This is a genomic window from Neolewinella maritima, assembly GCF_923081025.1.
Taxonomy (GTDB): Bacteria; Bacteroidota; Bacteroidia; order Chitinophagales; family Saprospiraceae; genus Neolewinella; species Neolewinella maritima.
Map to the genome: position 1 here is coordinate 1,559,676 of NZ_CAKLPZ010000001.1, position 15,953 is coordinate 1,575,628.

At 58.3% G+C, this 15,953-nt stretch carries 17 protein-coding genes; 7 read left to right on the top strand and 10 right to left on the bottom strand.

Features of this window, described 5'->3' with window-relative positions; all coding sequences use genetic code 11:
* Positions 1-2 precede the first annotated feature (2 nt).
* Positions 3-1,856: a hypothetical protein gene (locus MJQ68_RS06470; protein ID WP_238750214.1), complete on the top strand. Its 1,854-nt coding sequence runs from the start codon at positions 3-5 to the stop codon at positions 1,854-1,856.
* Here MJQ68_RS06470 and accD read toward each other — a convergent pair.
* Together accD and MJQ68_RS06480 are read right to left on the bottom strand one after the other, a co-directional pair.
* Positions 1,818-2,675, bottom strand: coding sequence for an acetyl-CoA carboxylase, carboxyltransferase subunit beta (accD, locus tag MJQ68_RS06475; protein WP_238750215.1), 858 nt, complete (start codon positions 2,673-2,675; stop codon positions 1,818-1,820). The genes MJQ68_RS06470 and accD overlap by 39 nt on opposite strands.
* A 70-nt stretch (positions 2,676-2,745) precedes the next feature.
* Positions 2,746-3,192 (bottom strand): DMT family transporter, encoded by a 447-nt coding sequence (locus MJQ68_RS06480; protein ID WP_238750216.1) that lies wholly within the window; start codon positions 3,190-3,192, stop codon positions 2,746-2,748.
* Between the two features lie 47 nt (positions 3,193-3,239).
* On the opposite strand from MJQ68_RS06480, the gene MJQ68_RS06485 reads away from it, so the two are divergent.
* Both MJQ68_RS06485 and MJQ68_RS06490 read left to right on the top strand, forming a co-directional pair.
* Positions 3,240-3,734, top strand: a complete 495-nt coding sequence (locus tag MJQ68_RS06485) for a hypothetical protein (protein WP_238750217.1) — start codon at positions 3,240-3,242, stop codon at positions 3,732-3,734.
* A gap of 95 nt (positions 3,735-3,829) precedes the next feature.
* Positions 3,830-5,134, top strand: a complete 1,305-nt coding sequence (locus MJQ68_RS06490) for a dicarboxylate/amino acid:cation symporter (RefSeq protein WP_238750218.1) — start codon at positions 3,830-3,832, stop codon at positions 5,132-5,134.
* A gap of 3 nt (positions 5,135-5,137) precedes the next feature.
* Here the strand turns inward: MJQ68_RS06490 and MJQ68_RS06495 are convergent, their stop codons facing one another.
* Positions 5,138-5,638 (bottom strand): hypothetical protein, encoded by a 501-nt coding sequence (locus MJQ68_RS06495; protein ID WP_238750219.1) that lies wholly within the window; start codon positions 5,636-5,638, stop codon positions 5,138-5,140.
* A 212-nt stretch (positions 5,639-5,850) separates the two neighbouring features.
* On the opposite strand from MJQ68_RS06495, the gene MJQ68_RS06500 reads away from it, so the two are divergent.
* Together MJQ68_RS06500 and MJQ68_RS06505 are read left to right on the top strand one after the other, a co-directional pair.
* Complete coding sequence (locus tag MJQ68_RS06500) at positions 5,851-7,497, top strand: LysM peptidoglycan-binding domain-containing protein (protein WP_238750220.1); 1,647 nt, start codon at positions 5,851-5,853, stop codon at positions 7,495-7,497.
* Positions 7,498-7,542: 45 nt separating this feature from the next.
* Positions 7,543-8,649: a CNNM domain-containing protein gene (locus tag MJQ68_RS06505; protein ID WP_238750221.1), complete on the top strand. Its 1,107-nt coding sequence runs from the start codon at positions 7,543-7,545 to the stop codon at positions 8,647-8,649.
* Here MJQ68_RS06505 and MJQ68_RS06510 read toward each other — a convergent pair.
* The 4 genes from MJQ68_RS06510 to fsa all read right to left on the bottom strand — a co-directional run bounded on the left by MJQ68_RS06510 (position 8,646) and on the right by fsa (position 11,851).
* Positions 8,646-9,149 carry a metallophosphoesterase family protein gene (locus tag MJQ68_RS06510; RefSeq protein ID WP_238750222.1) on the bottom strand — a complete coding sequence of 168 codons (504 nt, stop codon included), beginning with the start codon at positions 9,147-9,149 and terminating at the stop codon, positions 8,646-8,648. The genes MJQ68_RS06505 and MJQ68_RS06510 overlap by 4 nt on opposite strands.
* 10 nt (positions 9,150-9,159) lie before the next feature.
* Positions 9,160-10,719, bottom strand: a complete 1,560-nt coding sequence (locus MJQ68_RS06515) for a glycosyltransferase family 39 protein (RefSeq protein ID WP_238750223.1) — start codon at positions 10,717-10,719, stop codon at positions 9,160-9,162.
* Between the two features lie 26 nt (positions 10,720-10,745).
* Positions 10,746-11,099, bottom strand: a complete 354-nt coding sequence (locus tag MJQ68_RS06520) for a hypothetical protein (protein WP_238750224.1) — start codon at positions 11,097-11,099, stop codon at positions 10,746-10,748.
* Positions 11,100-11,185: 86 nt separating this feature from the next.
* Complete coding sequence (fsa, locus tag MJQ68_RS06525; protein ID WP_238750225.1) at positions 11,186-11,851, bottom strand: fructose-6-phosphate aldolase; 666 nt, start codon at positions 11,849-11,851, stop codon at positions 11,186-11,188.
* A 249-nt stretch (positions 11,852-12,100) separates the two neighbouring features.
* Here fsa and rpsP point away from each other — a divergent pair, with 249 nt between their 5' ends.
* Complete coding sequence (rpsP, locus tag MJQ68_RS18000) at positions 12,101-12,784, top strand: 30S ribosomal protein S16 (protein ID WP_406612746.1); 684 nt, start codon at positions 12,101-12,103, stop codon at positions 12,782-12,784.
* 105 nt (positions 12,785-12,889) lie between these two features.
* Here rpsP and dapF read toward each other — a convergent pair whose 3' ends face one another.
* Both dapF and MJQ68_RS06540 read right to left on the bottom strand, forming a co-directional pair.
* The gene (gene dapF, locus MJQ68_RS06535) at positions 12,890-13,684 is read right to left on the bottom strand and encodes a diaminopimelate epimerase (protein WP_238750226.1); all 795 of its coding nucleotides are present in this window, start codon (positions 13,682-13,684) and stop codon (positions 12,890-12,892) included.
* Entirely contained in the window at positions 13,685-13,975 is a 291-nt protein-coding gene (locus tag MJQ68_RS06540) for a hypothetical protein (RefSeq protein ID WP_238750227.1), read from the bottom strand.
* 59 nt (positions 13,976-14,034) lie between these two features.
* Between MJQ68_RS06540 and MJQ68_RS06545 the strand changes: the two genes are divergently transcribed.
* Positions 14,035-15,270 (top strand): pyridoxal phosphate-dependent aminotransferase, encoded by a 1,236-nt coding sequence (locus tag MJQ68_RS06545; RefSeq protein WP_238750228.1) that lies wholly within the window; start codon positions 14,035-14,037, stop codon positions 15,268-15,270.
* On the opposite strand, the gene MJQ68_RS06550 is transcribed toward MJQ68_RS06545, so the two are convergent.
* A complete protein-coding gene (locus MJQ68_RS06550) occupies positions 15,229-15,945 on the bottom strand; it encodes an SGNH/GDSL hydrolase family protein (protein WP_238750229.1) in 717 nt (238 codons plus the stop codon). The genes MJQ68_RS06545 and MJQ68_RS06550 overlap by 42 nt on opposite strands.
* Positions 15,946-15,953: the final 8 nt, after the last annotated feature.

Consider the following 15,953-nt stretch of genomic DNA (forward strand, 5'->3'; position numbering starts at 1 on the left):
ATATGCAACCGGCTGAGTTCATCGCGAGCTGTGAGCGATTGCAGCGACTGGATCGCTCAGCGGAGGTCATACAGTCCGTACGGGAAGGGGTCGAAGTCGCCATGCCGGATCACTTTGCTATTCCGTTCAGTCCGGACGTCACCACCACCTTCCGACGGGGTGGCCGACCGAGCCGGCACCGCAGAGGGCAGTGGCACGAACTGGTCCAGCACCTGAAGGACCTGGCGTATCTGACCCCAAAATTCTTTTCCAGTTGGCACCAGCGCAGAGCCGCCGACCAGCCGCCTACGGCACGGCAGATAGCCTCGCTGGTCAAGGCGGTACGTGCCTTCTGGACGGAAGACCCCTTCTGGACGACCTCCCTCGTACCTGCTATGCCCACCCAGGATGCAGCCCGGCAACAGCGGTGGGTAGAGCATCACCTGACGGAGTTGGTGTACCGTGCCAGCAGCTACACCTCGTTCGACGGAGACCTATCGCCGGACGTGCAGTACCGCATCGGGGACCGGTCGGCCTTCGGGCGGTCGCTCGCCTTCAGAATGCGCGTCTACTTTAGGGACTACCAGGGGGGGCACACCAATAGCCGTAAAGCGTACTTCGATCGCAAGCTGCTACCGCTACTCTACAGCCTCAATAACTCCCTGGGTGGCGCCCTTGCCGCGTCATTGCCCGGGCGGGATGCTACAGTGCTCGACGAAGGCATACAGCGTGTGCTGTTAGACGCAACGCTACTCTTCGCTACATACCGACGTGCAAACCGTTTTACGGCCAGGGATCGGGGTAGCTACTACCTGCTATATCAGTTGGAACCCAGAACGGGTGAAGTAAAAGACCTTGTGGTACCCGACGCGAAGGAGGAGCAACGTCGTCTACTGCGCCTGCGTCGGCGGACCAAGCGCAAACTGACTAACGCCCGCCTGTACATCGATACCGGCGGCAACCGACTCGGAATACGCCTCATGCAGCTAGGGCTCTGGCGCGCGGGATGCTATATCGGCGTGCTTGACGGGGTATTCGGCCTGCAGAGCCACCGCGCCCTGCTTGCCCTGGTGGCGCAGGAGCGAGAAGCGGTCCGTCCGGTACTCGGTCCGCGTCAGCTCGATCGCGTAGTAAATTCCGTGGGAGAGGAGGTGCTGGTCGACCTGCGCCTCGTCGGTATACTGCTGGACGCGTACGCCCCACCACCCCAGGTCGAAGCGCAGCGGGAAGAAGCCCATCTGTGGCAGGCCATCGATGCGGCGGGGGTAGCAGAGACACTGGACGAACAACTGCTAGACCGGGAGGCCAGTTTGCGGCCACTGTACGGTCACTTGGAGCATCATCCCCACCGACGGGTGTACTACGGGCTGCGGGGATTGATTCGCGGCGCTGTGCGGGCCATCACTGTAGTAATAAGCTGGATCCGGGATCGGGTACGACAGCTTCTGGGGGCGGTGTTCGACTTTGTAAAGGCCGTAGTCAAACGGGTCCAGGAAGCGGGGAGCTTGTTTTTTACCGGCTTTCGCTATTTCAGCCACTATCTGCTGGGACGACCCTTCATTTCCCTGGGTGCCGGGGTAGGGGAGGAGCGCCCCGTCGTGCTCACGCGGTTTGCCCTGGACTTCGATACCGTGTGCTTTACAGACCGTACGGCAAGCGTGGAGGATATACGGATGCACCAGCGGTATGTATCGGATATGCAGCGCGGGGCGGCTTATTTCCTGCGTGTGACGGCATTGTTGATCCGAAGTCTGGCTACACTCAGCGCGCCTCAGAGGTGGATACGACTCGGTGTGCTGCTGGCCCGCGAAGTGCGGCGGGTACTCCAGGAGGTGGCCTCAGGCCGGCCGCTGGGTAGACTCGAACAGGTAGAGTAGGTCGCCCAGACGCTCCTTGAGGTCGGCCCGGTCGATGATGAAGTCCAGGAAGCCGTGCTCCAACAGGAATTCCGAGGTCTGGAAGCCTTCGGGCAGTTCTTTCTTGATCGTTTCCTTCACGACGCGCGGGCCGGCGAAGGCGATGAGGGCCTCCGGCTCTGCCAGGTTGATATCGCCGAGCATGGCATAACTGGCCGTGACCCCGCCGGTGGTCGGGTCGGTCATCAGACTGAAGTAGGGTACGCCGGCACGGGCCAGCTGGCTGAGCTTTACGCTGGTCTTGGCCATCTGCATAAGGCTGAGGGCCGCTTCCATCATGCGGGCACCACCGGACTTGGAGACGATGAGTAGCGGAGTACGGGTCTTGCGGGCCTCATCGATGGCAAAGGCGATCTTCTCACCCACTACGCTACCCATACTGCCACCGATGAAGCTGAAGTCCATAGCGGCTATCAGCAGCGGCCGGCGGTTGAGTTTGCCCCGCGCTACGCGAATGGCATCCGACAGGCCGGTCTTTTTCTTTGCGGCCTTCAGCCGGTCCTTATACGATTTCAGGTCCTTGAACTGTAGGGCATCTACGGCTTCCATATCGGCCTCGTACTCTTCGAAACTGCCATCGAAAATGAGCTCGAAGTATTCCTGGCTGCCGATCCGATCGTGGTAGTTGCAGTTGGGGCACTTGTACACATTTTCGCGCAGCTCCTTACGGGTGGAGGTTTCGCTGCAGCGCGGGCACTGGTACCAGAGCCCTTCAGGGGCTTCCTTCTTGTTGCGAGTGGCGGTCTGAATGCCGTCCTTGAGTCGTTTGAACCAGCCCATATACGTTAGTTAGCAGGCGGCAAAGGTACGTAGGGCATAGCGCCCGTACAACGTCCGCCCGCTGGTCCGGTCAGTTGGTGCGTAGCATGACGACCCCGCCGATGATGAGTACGACGCCCGCTACGCGCAGCCAGTTGACGGGCTGCGTAGGTATGCCCATCATTCCGTAGTGGTCGATGATGAGGCTGAAGATCATCTGACCGGCTACCGTAAGCCCGATCGTAAGCGCCACCCCCAGACGCGGTGCCAGCACGATGATGGCGAATACATAGAAGCCCCCCAGCACGCCGCCCATCCAGTAGTACCACGGCAGTTCGAATCCCTTGCGGACATTGCCCAGCGGCACGCCGGTAGCCAGGCAGTAAGCGAACAGGGCCAGTCCGCCCGCAACGAAGGAAAGCAGGGCCCCGTAGACCGGACTTTTGACCGCCTTACCCAGGCCGCTATTGAGCCCCGCCTGGATGGCCAGCATCGCACCGGCGGCTACCGCCATCAAAAAAAGGAGTGTTTGCTGCATGGGCTTTGGGTGTAGGCTGTATGTTTGCTGGCCCAAAGTAGAAAGTAATGCTGAGAGAATTTAACACCCTGACCGAGCAGGAGCAGCAGCTCATGTTCGATGCGATCCCCCTGATCACCATTCTGGTGGCTGCGGCGGACAATCACCTCGACGAGGTAGAACTCAGCGAAGCACAGCGCCTGGCCGACATCCGCAGCTACAACAACCGCGGCCGGCTCAATGCCTTCTACGAGCACATCGACGAGGGCCTTACCGACCGCATCCAGGAGCTCTACAACGGCATGCAGAACGGCGTGGTCGAGCGCGAAAAGAATATCGTGCGCGAACTGAGCAAGCTCAATGCGATCCTAGCCAAACTGCGCGAACCTTACGGCTACCTCTACTACCACAACTTCCGCACCTTCGCCCGGCACATCGCCGAAGCCCACGGTGGATTCCTGCGCTTTATTACCGTAGGACCCAAGGAGGCCAAGGTGATGGACCTGCCGATGCTGGACCCCATCGCAAAGCCACCGGAAGACGAGTACCCCGACCTGATCTAGGCCGCTGCCATACTGTACTATCGCGGAGCTTGCGCGCGGGCCGTCCATTACGTTCGCCGTGCGTAAGCTACTTTGGGGGCTCACAACCGTAATTCATGAAGAAGCTTGCACTGCACTGGCAGATCTTACTTGGCATGGTCCTGGGCGTGGGCTTCGGCGTGCTGGCCTCCAGCCAGGGGTGGGGCGACTTCGTAGGCGACTGGATCAAGCCCTTCGGCACCATCTTCATCAATAGCCTCAAGCTGATCGCCGTACCCCTGATCGTCGCCAGTCTGATCAAAGGCATCACGGACCTGCAGGACATTTCCAAGCTCAGCAACATGGGCGTGCGGACCATTGGGCTATATATCCTGACCACGATTATCGCGATTGTCATTGGACTCGGCATCGTCAACATAGTAGGGCCGGGCCGGGGACTGGATCAGACCACCCGCGACAACCTCCTGAATGATTTCGCCGCGGACGCAGGTGCGCGGATCACCGATGCAAGTGCTCAGGCTTCGGCCGGCCCCCTACAGGCTCTGGTCGATCTGGTGCCCGAAAATATCGTAGCTGCCGCCGGCAACAACGGTAACATGCTGCAGGTGATCTTCTTTGTCATCTTCTTCGCCGTAGGTCTCATCCTGATCGACCCGGTCAAGGCTAAACCCGTCAAGGACTTCTTCGATGGAGTGAATGAGGTGGTCCTTAAGTTGATCGATCTGATCATGCTAGCTGCCCCCTTCGGCGTATTTGCCCTGCTGGCCGCACTGGTTGTGGAGGCACCGAGTAAGGACCTGTTCTTTGCTCTGCTGAAGTACAGTGCTTGTGTACTGGGTGGCCTGGGTATTATGGTATTTATCGTCTACCCCATGATGGTGCGGGTTTTCACCGGACGTAGTTATGGCTCCTTCATGTCAGGCATCAGTCCCGCTCAGCTGCTGGCATTCAGCACCAGTTCGAGTGCCGCCACCCTGCCGGTGACCATGGAGCGGGTGGAGGAACACCTGGGTGTAGATGAGGAGGTCACCAGCTTCGTGCTACCGATCGGTGCGACCATCAATATGGACGGTACGAGCCTGTACCAGGCCGTAGCGGCGGTCTTTATTGCTCAGGCTTACGGTATGCAGCTCGATCTTGGTGATCAACTAACCATCATCACCACGGCGCTTGCCGCCAGTATCGGGTCTGCCGCCGTGCCCGGTGCGGGGATGGTCATGCTGGTCATCGTACTGGGGCAGGTGGGTATCCCTGAGGTAGGCCTGGCACTGATCTTTGCCGTAGACCGGCCGCTGGACATGTGCCGCACGGTAGCCAATGTGACCGGTGACGCTACCGTCGCCATGCTGGTAGGCAAATCCGTAGGTAAGCTGCGCGAACCGAAGGAGCGCAAGCTGGACGATTACTACGTAGAGGTCTGATTGCTATTCAGCGGGAGTGACAGCAAATTCCGCGAGCGTATAGAAGCCATCCGTCCCCAATAGGTCGGTGCGATACCCCAGGGGTACTGCCTCGAAGTCCCGGTTGCTGTCACGGAGTCGCACACCAAAGGTGTACGCACCTGGGGTGAAGTCGGGTGGAATTAATAAGTCGTAACTCAGCCAGTTAGCCAGGTGCAGTTCACCCACCGTGTTGGCACCGGAGGGGTAGGAATAGATTTTATTATCGGGGCCGCTAAACTGGATATCCATAGTATAGCGTGCATTGGGGTCTACGCTACCAACGGTACGCCATTCCATCTGAGCGTCCAATTTTGTTCCCACGGCGACTTCCTTCGGAATGCTCATCGCGTACACGTAGTGACCGACCCCGTCGACGGGCTGCGCTACTACCTGATCGCTGAGGTCGATCTCCTGGCGATCCACGGGTCCGGAGCAGCTAAAGAGCAGGAATAGGGTAGTGGCACACAGAATAAATAATTGCATTGCGCGGTCTTTGCGGGTAGAGGTGGTTTGGGCCATTAATTGTTTGGTATACCGCTCGCGAGACTGCACATTTGTTCCTACCTTGTCGGCAAGCCGGGTATATGACTAAGAAACCGGCAGTAGTTAACTAAAGTGCTAAGACAAGTTTGCGGTATAGGCCCCGTTCTCCGCTTGTCGCCCCGTTCCACTTACTTCGCCAAACCACTTAGTCAATGAAATTACTACTGTTCACGCTCAGTCTACTGACGGGGTGGGGCGTACACGCCGAACAGGTCTATCTATTGTTCTCCGACGAATGTGGACAGCAAATTCGCTACCGCCGTAGCGTCGAACAGCAGTCCGCACCCGATTACTATGCCTACGTCTTCACCGACGGGCGTAGCCGCTACATTCTGGAGACGGATAGCGAAGGCAGTAGCAATCGCTCCGACCTACCCGACAGTTACCTGAGCTGCACTACCGCAGTACTTTCTGATGCTCTGATCGATCGGATCAACGCCGGTACTGACCAGCTCACAGTGCTGATCGCAGAAAACGGTGGGGCAACCTATCAAGTGCAACCCGTAGTGATGGCCGCCGTAGTCACGCAGGACGGTGAGGATGTAAGCTATCATTCCCCTATGGCAGATTTTGCGTTTAACCTTAGCGCCACGGTAATCGGGGAAAACCTGGATCGTGGTACCGAAGGTGCTCGCGTATACTTCGAAGGACGACAGGGTGGCGACTGTAGCGGCGATTACCTATTCGTGCAACAGAACAGCAACAGTGCCTATCCCACGATTCGCTACAAATTTACCCCCCGGTTGGGTATCACCGAACGTGTCCTGGAGGGAAATGGTACCTACACTACATCGGAGCGGATCAGCGCACTGGAGGTAAATAATCTACCGCTAAGCACCTATATCGCCGACGTATGCGCCCGCGACGAGGCTCCTACGCCGCCGCCTGTGACCACCTACACACCCTACTACGTGGAGGCGGATCAAGCACCCGAAATACCTCAGATAGCTAACAGCGCGCCTGAGACTGCGACATACCAGCCGGCGCCAGTTGCTGCCGCACCTGCGTCCCCGCCCCCCATGACGGACGTAGTGCATACCGTGGTGGCGGGAGAGACGCTCTACCGGGTATCCGTGCGGTACGGGGTGGACGTAAATACGATCAAGTCGCTCAATGACCTGAGCAGCAATACTATATACGTGGGTCAGCAATTGGTGGTGTCACGATCAGATGAAGGATACATCGCACAGCAAACTCCCGAAGTCGCACCGGCCACCCCGCCGGTAGCCGACCGGTATGAGACACCTGGCGCCCCAGTCAGCGTACCCACAGTGGTCAACCTGCCGGCGAGCCCGGTTTCCGGAGACTACCACGTGGTACAGCCGGGTGAAACGATTGCTAGCCTGGCCCTGCGCTTTGGCTACACCGAGTCGCGCTTCAGGACGTTCAATGGTATAGAGGGACAGCAGGTGGCACTAGTAGGCCAACAGCTGCGCACCTCCCACTGTAGTTGTCCGCATACGGTGTCGGCTTCGCCCGCTCAGTTCGTACAACAGCAAGCGCCCGCTACGGCCAACCCATATAGTCCGCCCCCTGCTCCGGCTCCCCGACCCGACGTGATCCAGATCGTGGTGCCCCCCGCCCGTCCGCTGGCCGGCGTAGGACAGGATACAACGGCTCCGAACACGCCGCTGCCTCCCGCCTATGGTGGCGGACGCACGACCCACGTGGTACGGGAGGGGGAGAGCCTCTACGCCATTGCCCGGCAGTATGGGGTAGGGGTGAGTGATCTGCAGCGGCTGAATGCACTGGGCAGTTCGGCGGTCATCGTGCCTCACCAGAAGCTGTACGTAAACTAATACCGTAGGGGCTGCCTTCTATGGGCACAACTCGTAGATGTATTTATGGTCTCGTTACTCCTCTTTGCGTTCTTCTCTATCGCCTTCAGCTTTCTCTGCTCCATCTTTGAGGCTGTGCTGCTTTCTATTACGCCCAGCTACGTGCAGATCAAGCAGCAGGAGGGGCAGCAGATGGGGCGCCTGCTGCAACAGTTCAAGAACGAACTGAATGAGCCGCTTACCGCTATTCTGTCCCTCAACACGATTGCCCATACCGTAGGTGCCATCCTGGTGGGTGCCAGTACGGGTGCTGCGTTTGGAGAGGGCGGTATCGAAATACCCTTCATCGGGTACGAGCTTTCGTACGAAGTCCTGGTCAGTGTAGTGATGACGCTGGCTATCCTCATCTTCTCCGAGATAATCCCTAAGAACCTGGGGGCCATGTACTGGAAGCAGCTCGCGCCGTTTACGGTCAAGTCGCTCAACATACTGGTCAAAATATTCCGCGTACTTGGCATTGTCTGGTTATCGAACCAGATCAACCGCGTGCTGGGTGGAGGCGACGCGCACAGTACGGCACTCACGCGTACGGAGTTTGCCATGATGGCCGAGGCCCAAACGGAAAGCGGTGGACTCAAGGAAGAAGAAGGTCGTATCCTGCGCAATCTGCTGAACTTCGAATCACTGACCGTGCACGATGTGATGACGCCGCGCACCGTGGTGGTGGGAGCGAAAGCTCAGCTCACTATTCGTGAGTTCTACGAGAAGTTTGATAACAGTCCGTTCAGTCGCTACCCCGTATTCGGTGAAACACGTGATCAGGTAAAGGGCTACGTCCTGAAGGATATGGTGTACAAGGCAATCATCGAACAGCGAGATAGCAATACCATTGAGAGTCTGATCCGACCCTTACTCTCGGTAGCTCAGGAGACCTCCCTGCACCAACTGATCGACCTGATGCTGGAGCGCCGGGAACCCATCGCGATGGTCGTGGATGAATTCGGGGGCCTGGAAGGTTTGGTCACTATGGAGGATGCCATGGAGACATTGCTGGGCCTGGAAATTATGGATGAGATGGACAGTACCAGAGACATGCAATCCCTTGCCCGCGAACGGTGGAAAGCCCGGGCAAAATTGATGGGACTGGAATTGCCGGAGACGATGACCGATTAGTCGATCTTACCCCGTAGGCCCAGCTCGATCACTTCCAGATCCTGTACCCGCCCCGCCGCGATCGTGAAGCGTATTGCGGTACGCATCTTGTGGAATCCCTGACGGCCGCAGGCACCGGGATTGATGTGTAGCACACCGCGGGGCTTGTCCATCATGACCTTCAGAATATGGCTGTGTCCGCAGATATACAGCGTGGGGCGAAGGGTATCCAGTAGCTTGCGTACCCGTGGGGTATACCGCCCCGGGTATCCGCCGATGTGGGTGATCAGCACGGGGAGACCGGCTACTTCGAATGCATTGTTGAGCGGCAGCCGCTGGCGTACTACCGTATCGTCAATGTTGCCGTAGACTGCCCGTAGCGGTCGGAATGCTTCCAGCTGGTCCAGCACGGCCGGATCTCCAACATCACCAGCATGCCACACCTCGTCGCAGTTGGCGAAGTGGGTCAGGATAGCCGGGTCTAGGTAGGAGTGGGTGTCCGATAGAAGGCCGATACGCATGCAGAGAGTGCTATTGATTATGGTAAATACCAACCACCAGATCCCCCCGTGGAGCAAGCTCGACGGCTGGATGAGCAAACATCAGCACACGATTCGCGACGTCGACTGATTCCTGGGGATACATAAAATTGGTGGCTACGTAGTCTGCCTTCCCCCAGTCGGGTTCATGGATAATCTTTGCCCTGGCAGCGGGTGGCAGCGCATTGATGTTGTCGACGCACGGCCAGTTCTGACACTTAACCCGCACGGTCGCACCGTCCGGAACCTGCTCGGCAAGCTGCAGCAGGGCCTCCCGGTAGCCAGCTCCCCAGTAGTCCATATCGAATCGCGCAGTCAGTTGGCCTCCTACCAGTACGTTGAAGTACACCTGTTGCAGCGGATGCATCCGCACGATATTTACGGCTGTGCCGACTATGCCGAGTGCAAGCAGCAGTGCGGCGGGTAGACGGTAGCGGCTGTGTAGCCAGGCGAAGCCGCTCATGGCCAGGAAGATCAATCCCGGATAGATGAAGTGCAGATGCCGCCACCCGTTGTAGATCGTGGAGTGAAGGACTATGATCGCCAGGATCGGAGCAAGAGACAGCCCCAGGTGCATAAAATCCAGCTGCGAACTATAGTCACTCCACAGCTTGCCCTGCCGAAGGTGTCGTAATGACGCGGTGATGGTGCGCGTCAGGCCGGTAAACAGGAGCAGCAGGTATACTAGGGGGGTGGTGATCAAGATCCATGCGGGCACGTAGTACGCCGGCAAGTCGACGGCACTCAGGCTATCGCCGAAAAGCAGATTGGTGCTATCCCAGGTGTAAGAGCTCATGTGGGAGATCGCCCCGGTGAGCCGACTACCGGTATCTACCCACAGGTAGGGAAAGAAGGGGAGCATACACAGCAGGGTAGCCGGCAGGTAGATCGCTACCTGTACGATGCGTTTCACATTCCCCGGTCGGTCGAACACTTGCTCCCAGATCAGGAACGCTACGGTAGCACCCACCAGGGTGAGCGCCGGAAAACGGGTATTGAGCGCGAGTGCGGTAGCCAGGACGTGCCAGGCCAGGGCGGCGTACGTCCTGTGCTTCAGAAATCTAGCCAGGGTATAGGTGGCGACGACGTAGAAAACCAGGAGGATATGATCCTTGGGGTTAAAGAAGGCATGGGCTAGTATGCGTGGACTCAGCATCAGCATCACCGTGCCCAGCAGGGGGTACCAGGTGGTGGCGGGCCAGCGCAGACGCAGGGTGCGGTAGAAAAAGTACAGGGCGATGCCAAAGAGCAGGTAGCCCAGCACGTGCCGGATGCGGTAATATTGATAGGGATCGTCGAGAGCGCCGAGCTGAATTTCGATCAGCGTAGCCACCATCTGGAAGATCATACCGTACTCCGAGAAGGATCGCCCTTCGGTATCCAGCGGCGGATGGTCCATGCCGAGTGCGTCAGCGACATAGGTAACCGTGACGTGGCCATGTCGACGCTGCACAGCTTCATCGTAAGTGATGCCGTAGTCATCTACGACCGCCCAACCTACCGCGAAGTAGGCCAGAAATACTAGCAGCGTGACAATCTGATGGGTACGCAAACAAGGGCATTGAATGCGTAAAAGTACTAGTCCTCGTCGCGATTCAGGTCTTCCTCCGATAATTCATCCAGGTCGATGTCGGCCTCTTCGATATCATCATCGAATTTGTCCTCGTAGCCTTCGCGTGCCTCATCGGTGAGTACTCCATCGTCGTCGTAGTCATCATCCTCTTCGATGATGAGAAGCGCCTCCGTCTTGGTCATACGGATCAGGTAGTACTTTTCCTCGGTTTCAAAGGGTAGGGCACTGGCCATACGACCGTTGACATCCGTGAACCGGATCAGGTTGCGGTCGAAGCCATTGGGGTAATTGAGCTTGATCTGCTCGAGCAGCTCGTCGTCGAGCTTGTCATAGTTTTTAATGACACGGGGCTTACTCATGCGCGGGTAGGTGGGACGTACTTGGTGTGCTTGACAATACATCGCCCGAAGTCTATGTGAGGACTTCGGGCGACCATTGATCTAATCTAAGATACTACGCTAAGGGCTTTCTTGTGATCGGCCAGAAATTTCTCGAGTCCGATATCGGTCAGGGGGTGCTTGAACAAGCTTTCGAAGCTGCTCAGTGGGCAGGTGACCACATCGGCACCCGCCTTGGCGGCAGCTACGATATGGCTACCGCTGCGGATGGAAGCGGCCAGGATTTCGGTATCAAAACCCTGCACGGCGTAGACTTCGGCGATGTCACTGATCAGAGTCATGCCCTCCCAGCCGATGTCATCGATGCGGCCAATGAAGGGGCTCACGTACGTCGCACCGGCCTTTGCGGCGAGAATGGCTTGTCCTGCGCTAAAGACCAGGGTGCAGTTGGTGCGGATACCCTGATCGCGGCACCAGGCCAGGGCCTTGACGCCCTCGCGGATCATGGGGATCTTGACTACGATGTTGTCGGCGATCTTGACGAGCGCGGCGGCTTCCCGCTTCATGCCTTCGAGGTCGGTAGAGATAACCTCGGCACTTACGTCGCCGGGGGTGATGTCGCAGATCTTCTTGTAGTGTGCCCGTACGTTGTCGTCACCGCTGATGCTCTCCTTGGCCATTAGGCTGGGGTTGGTGGTGACCCCGTCGAGGATGCCGAGGCTTTCGGCTTCTTGGATGTCCTTGAGGTTGGCGGTATCGATAAAGAATTTCATGCGGCGGAATTTGCTTGGTTTAAGGCGCTAACATAGCACCCGCTGCGATGTTTCCCCCCATGCCGGGTATCTTGGACCCCATTGCACCGCTACGCTGAGTGGTGGATCGGGCATGCTACGGTATGGAAAGAAACTTCTACCGTAAGGTACAGGGTAGCACGGATAAAATACCTACCTTTGCGCCCCGGCAAAACCGGCTGCCCCCTTGCGGGAGTAGGTCGGTATTACTAACTAACGACAGTTGTCACCATGCCAGTTAAAATTCGTCTTCAGCGCAAGGGCCGCCGCAAGCGCCCATTCTACCACATCGTCATTGCGGATGCTCGCGCTCCCCGGGACGGTAAGTTCATCGAGAAGATCGGGACCTACAATCCCATGACCGTTCCCGCCACCATCGATTTGGATCGTGACAGCGCCTACCAGTGGCTGCTCAAGGGCGCACAGCCCACCGATACCGTCCGTGCCATTCTGCGCTTTAAGGGCGTACTCTACCGCAAGCATTTGCAGCGTGGTGTAGATAAAGGTGCATTATCGCAGGAAGACGCCGACCGCAAGTTCGACGAATGGATCGCTGAGAAGGAAGGTACCGTAGCCGAGCGCCGTGCCGCCCAGGAGCAGAAGGACGCCGACTTCCGTGCCCAAGTATCGGGTACGCCTCCGCCACCCCCCGAGCCCGAGCCAGAGCCCGCTACGGAAGAAGCTACCGATGTAGCTACCGCAGAGGACACCACCCCACCTTCGGCCACTTCCGAACTGGATGCCGCCCGCGCCGAAGCTGAAGGAAGTACTCCTGAATCTAAAGCCGCCGCTGCTGATGTAGCCGGAGAAGCTAAGGCCGAAGCGGAAGCCGCCGAGGCTGCCGGTGAAGCACTCGAAGCCGCCAACGAAGGGAAGGACGACTCCGGTACCGGAAACATCGCTAAGGAAGTCTAGACTAAAGACTAGTCAATCATGCCCCGTTTGCTCACGTGCAATCGGGGCATTGTTGTGTCTACTCCGCACCTGCGGCCCGGCCCCGTGGTCGGCGTGTACTGGCCGTTAAAGTCTGATCGTGCCAGTGTATACTGCTACTGCCGGACCGATCAGTTGAAGGTGACTGAACGTATCCCCCTGCCGCTTCCCATTGACATACAACTGGCCACCGCGGGCTTCTACCGGTATGCGAAACGGTCCGTCCTGCGTGTTGGGTTGGCGGAGTATGGAACCGATGGCGGCGGCAGTTACCCCCGTGCCGCAGGCCAGCGTTTCGTTCTCTACGCCGCGCTCGTAGGTCAGGATCCTCAGGCCATCGGCGGTCTGCTGCACGAAGTTGACATTGATACCGGCTTCGGCAAATGTCGGTGAGTAGCGGATTTTGCGTCCCTGCTCCACCGTGTCTACGGCATCGACAGACTCTACAAATTGAAGGTAGTGGGGGGAGCCAGTATCCAATACCCAGTCCTCGCCGATCCGGCGCACTTCATCGACCTTGTTCATACCCAATGAGACATTGCCCTCGGGGGTAAGGTATGCGTCGTGGGCCCCATCGACGGCCAGGAAGTGATAGCGTGAGCGAGCGATGCCCAGGTCTGCGGCGAACCGCACGATGCAGCGTCCACCGTTGCCGCACATGCTGCTCGGACGGCCATCACTGTTATAGTAGACCATCTCGAAATCGTAGGGCGATGGGGCGTGGCGAAGGAGCATCAGGCCGTCCGCACCGATACCGAAGTGTCGGTGGCACAGGTGAGCGATCTGGGGCTGGGTCAGTGTGGTTACGAGATCGCTCTGTCGGTCATCGAGTAAAATAAAGTCATTTCCCGCACCGTGGTACTTATGGAAGTCGAGGATCATTTACTGGCGGGCGTTGCGGATGGAGTCTTCCCGGGCGGCTTCGCGATCGGCCTTTTCGTGATAGTAGTCGCGCTCGGCGGGTTGGGCGAGCGGGTCATCGAATCCGACGGGTACGTCCAGCGAGTAGGTGCGATAGGCAGCCAGTCCGGCCAGGAATAGGATCACCGCCAGACCGATCAGACTGATGCGCCAGCCAAAGATGTTGCCCGAGGCAGGTGGCTCTTGTTCGGTAGGAGAGTTGAACTTCACCGTACAAAAGTAATGCTCCGTGCTCAGCCAGGGGAATAGCATTCTACAAAAGCCATAAGCAGGCCGGCGTATCTTCGCTACAGCTTACTGCCTTCCGTACTATGCCGCACATCTCCCAGCGCTCTCAGTCCGTACCGCTATCCCCCTTCCGAAAGCTGATACCGCTGGCCGATCGCGCCCGCGCTACCGGTAAGCACATTTACCACCTGAACATCGGGCAGCCGGACATACCGACACACCCGACGGCCGTAGCTAAATTTCGTCAGCTACCCTGGGAAATTTTAGACTACAGCCCTAGTAACGGCATAGATTCGTACCGGGAGGCCCTGCGGGAGTATTACGCGCGCTTTGAGGTCACCCTTTCAGCCGACGAGATCATGATCACCACGGGTGGCTCGGAGGCCATCCTGTTCTTCTTGCTGTCCTGCCTGGACCCCGGCGACGAGATCATCGTTCCCGAACCCTTTTATGCCAATTACAACGGCTTTGCCCACATGGCCGGGATCCGAGTGGTGCCCATCACCTGCGACATCGAACGGGGATTCCGCCTGCCCGCCCCCGAAGAGTTTGCGCAAAAGATCACGCCGCGCACCAAGGCTATCGTTATCACGAATCCCAATAACCCGACGGGGGCCTGCTACAGCCGAGTGGCGCTGGATGGATTGGCGGCCATCGTGCGGGAACACGACCTGTTCTTCTGTGCCGACGAGGTGTACCGGGAGTTCAGCTACGATAGTCCCCTGCAGAGTATTCTTCAATTACCCGGATTAGATCAGCATGCCGTAGTGATTGACTCGGTATCAAAGCGGTACAGCGCCACCGGCGCACGGGTGGGTGCCCTGATCTGCCGCAATGCGTCGGTACGGGAAAGTGTGGACCGGTACGCGAAACTGCGGCTCAGTCCCCCGGGTCTAGGACAGCGACTCAGTGAGCTCATGCTGCAGGACGATGGGGCCTACCTACAGGGCGTGAAGGATGATTACACCCTGCGGCGCGACACGGTCTACCGCCGGCTGCAGGCCATGCCCGGAGTGTTTTCCTATAAGCCGGGCGGTGCCTTCTACTGCTTCGCGCGCTTCCCCGTAGCCGATAGCGAGGACTTTTGCCGATGGTTATTGGAAGAGTTTGATCACCACGGTGCCACGGTAATGCTCAGTCCGGGACCGGGATTCTACGCTACACCGGGGCTCGGGCAGGACGAATGCCGCATCGCCTACGTACTCAACGTAGATGATCTGGAGCGAGCGATGGATTGCCTGCAGGCGGCTTTACTGTTGTATCCAGGCCGTACCGCATCAGTTGCGACGGCGGATCTGGGTAGTCACCTGGCCCAGTAGTACTTCTTCGACCCAAAGCCGGTACTGCTCCCCGCTGGGATGTAGTCCGTCCGAAGCTACCAATTGGGGCTCGGCCAGTCCACGCTGCGAGATGGGCGTGATGTCGTATACGGGCACGCCGTAGCGATCAGCTACCGTACGGGCTGCCTGGTTGAACGAGCCGATTTCCTGACTGATCTCTTCGCTGCCTCCGCCCAGGGGGGTGAAGGCGTAATCGGGGATCGACACGACGAAGACCTTGCTGCTGTCCTCCCCAGCATAGCCGATGGCACGTTGTAGCAGGCGTTCGAAGCGCGCTGCGTAGCCCGACTGGCTGAAGCCCTGATACTGATCGTTTACCCCAATCAATAAAGAGACGAGATCGTAGGTTTGCTCCGGCGGGTCAGCGTCCAGGGCGATGGACAGATTGTCGGTCCGCCAGCCGTTGCGTGCTATAGTCGTCAGGGGGTCAACCTCGATACCTTCCCGACTTCGGAGGAGTTGCGCCAGCTGCACTGGCCAGCGTTCGCTTTCGCTGACGCTTGTACCGATGGTGTAGCTATCGCCCAGCGCCAGAAAGGAGATGGTCGTATCCACGGCGGTGGTAGGCATGGGTGGGGTGATTTCGATCGGGGCCTCCGGACTACAGCCTACCAGTAAGAGCAGTAAAACCAGGTAAAGTAGGGTAGTACGCATGAGGTGAC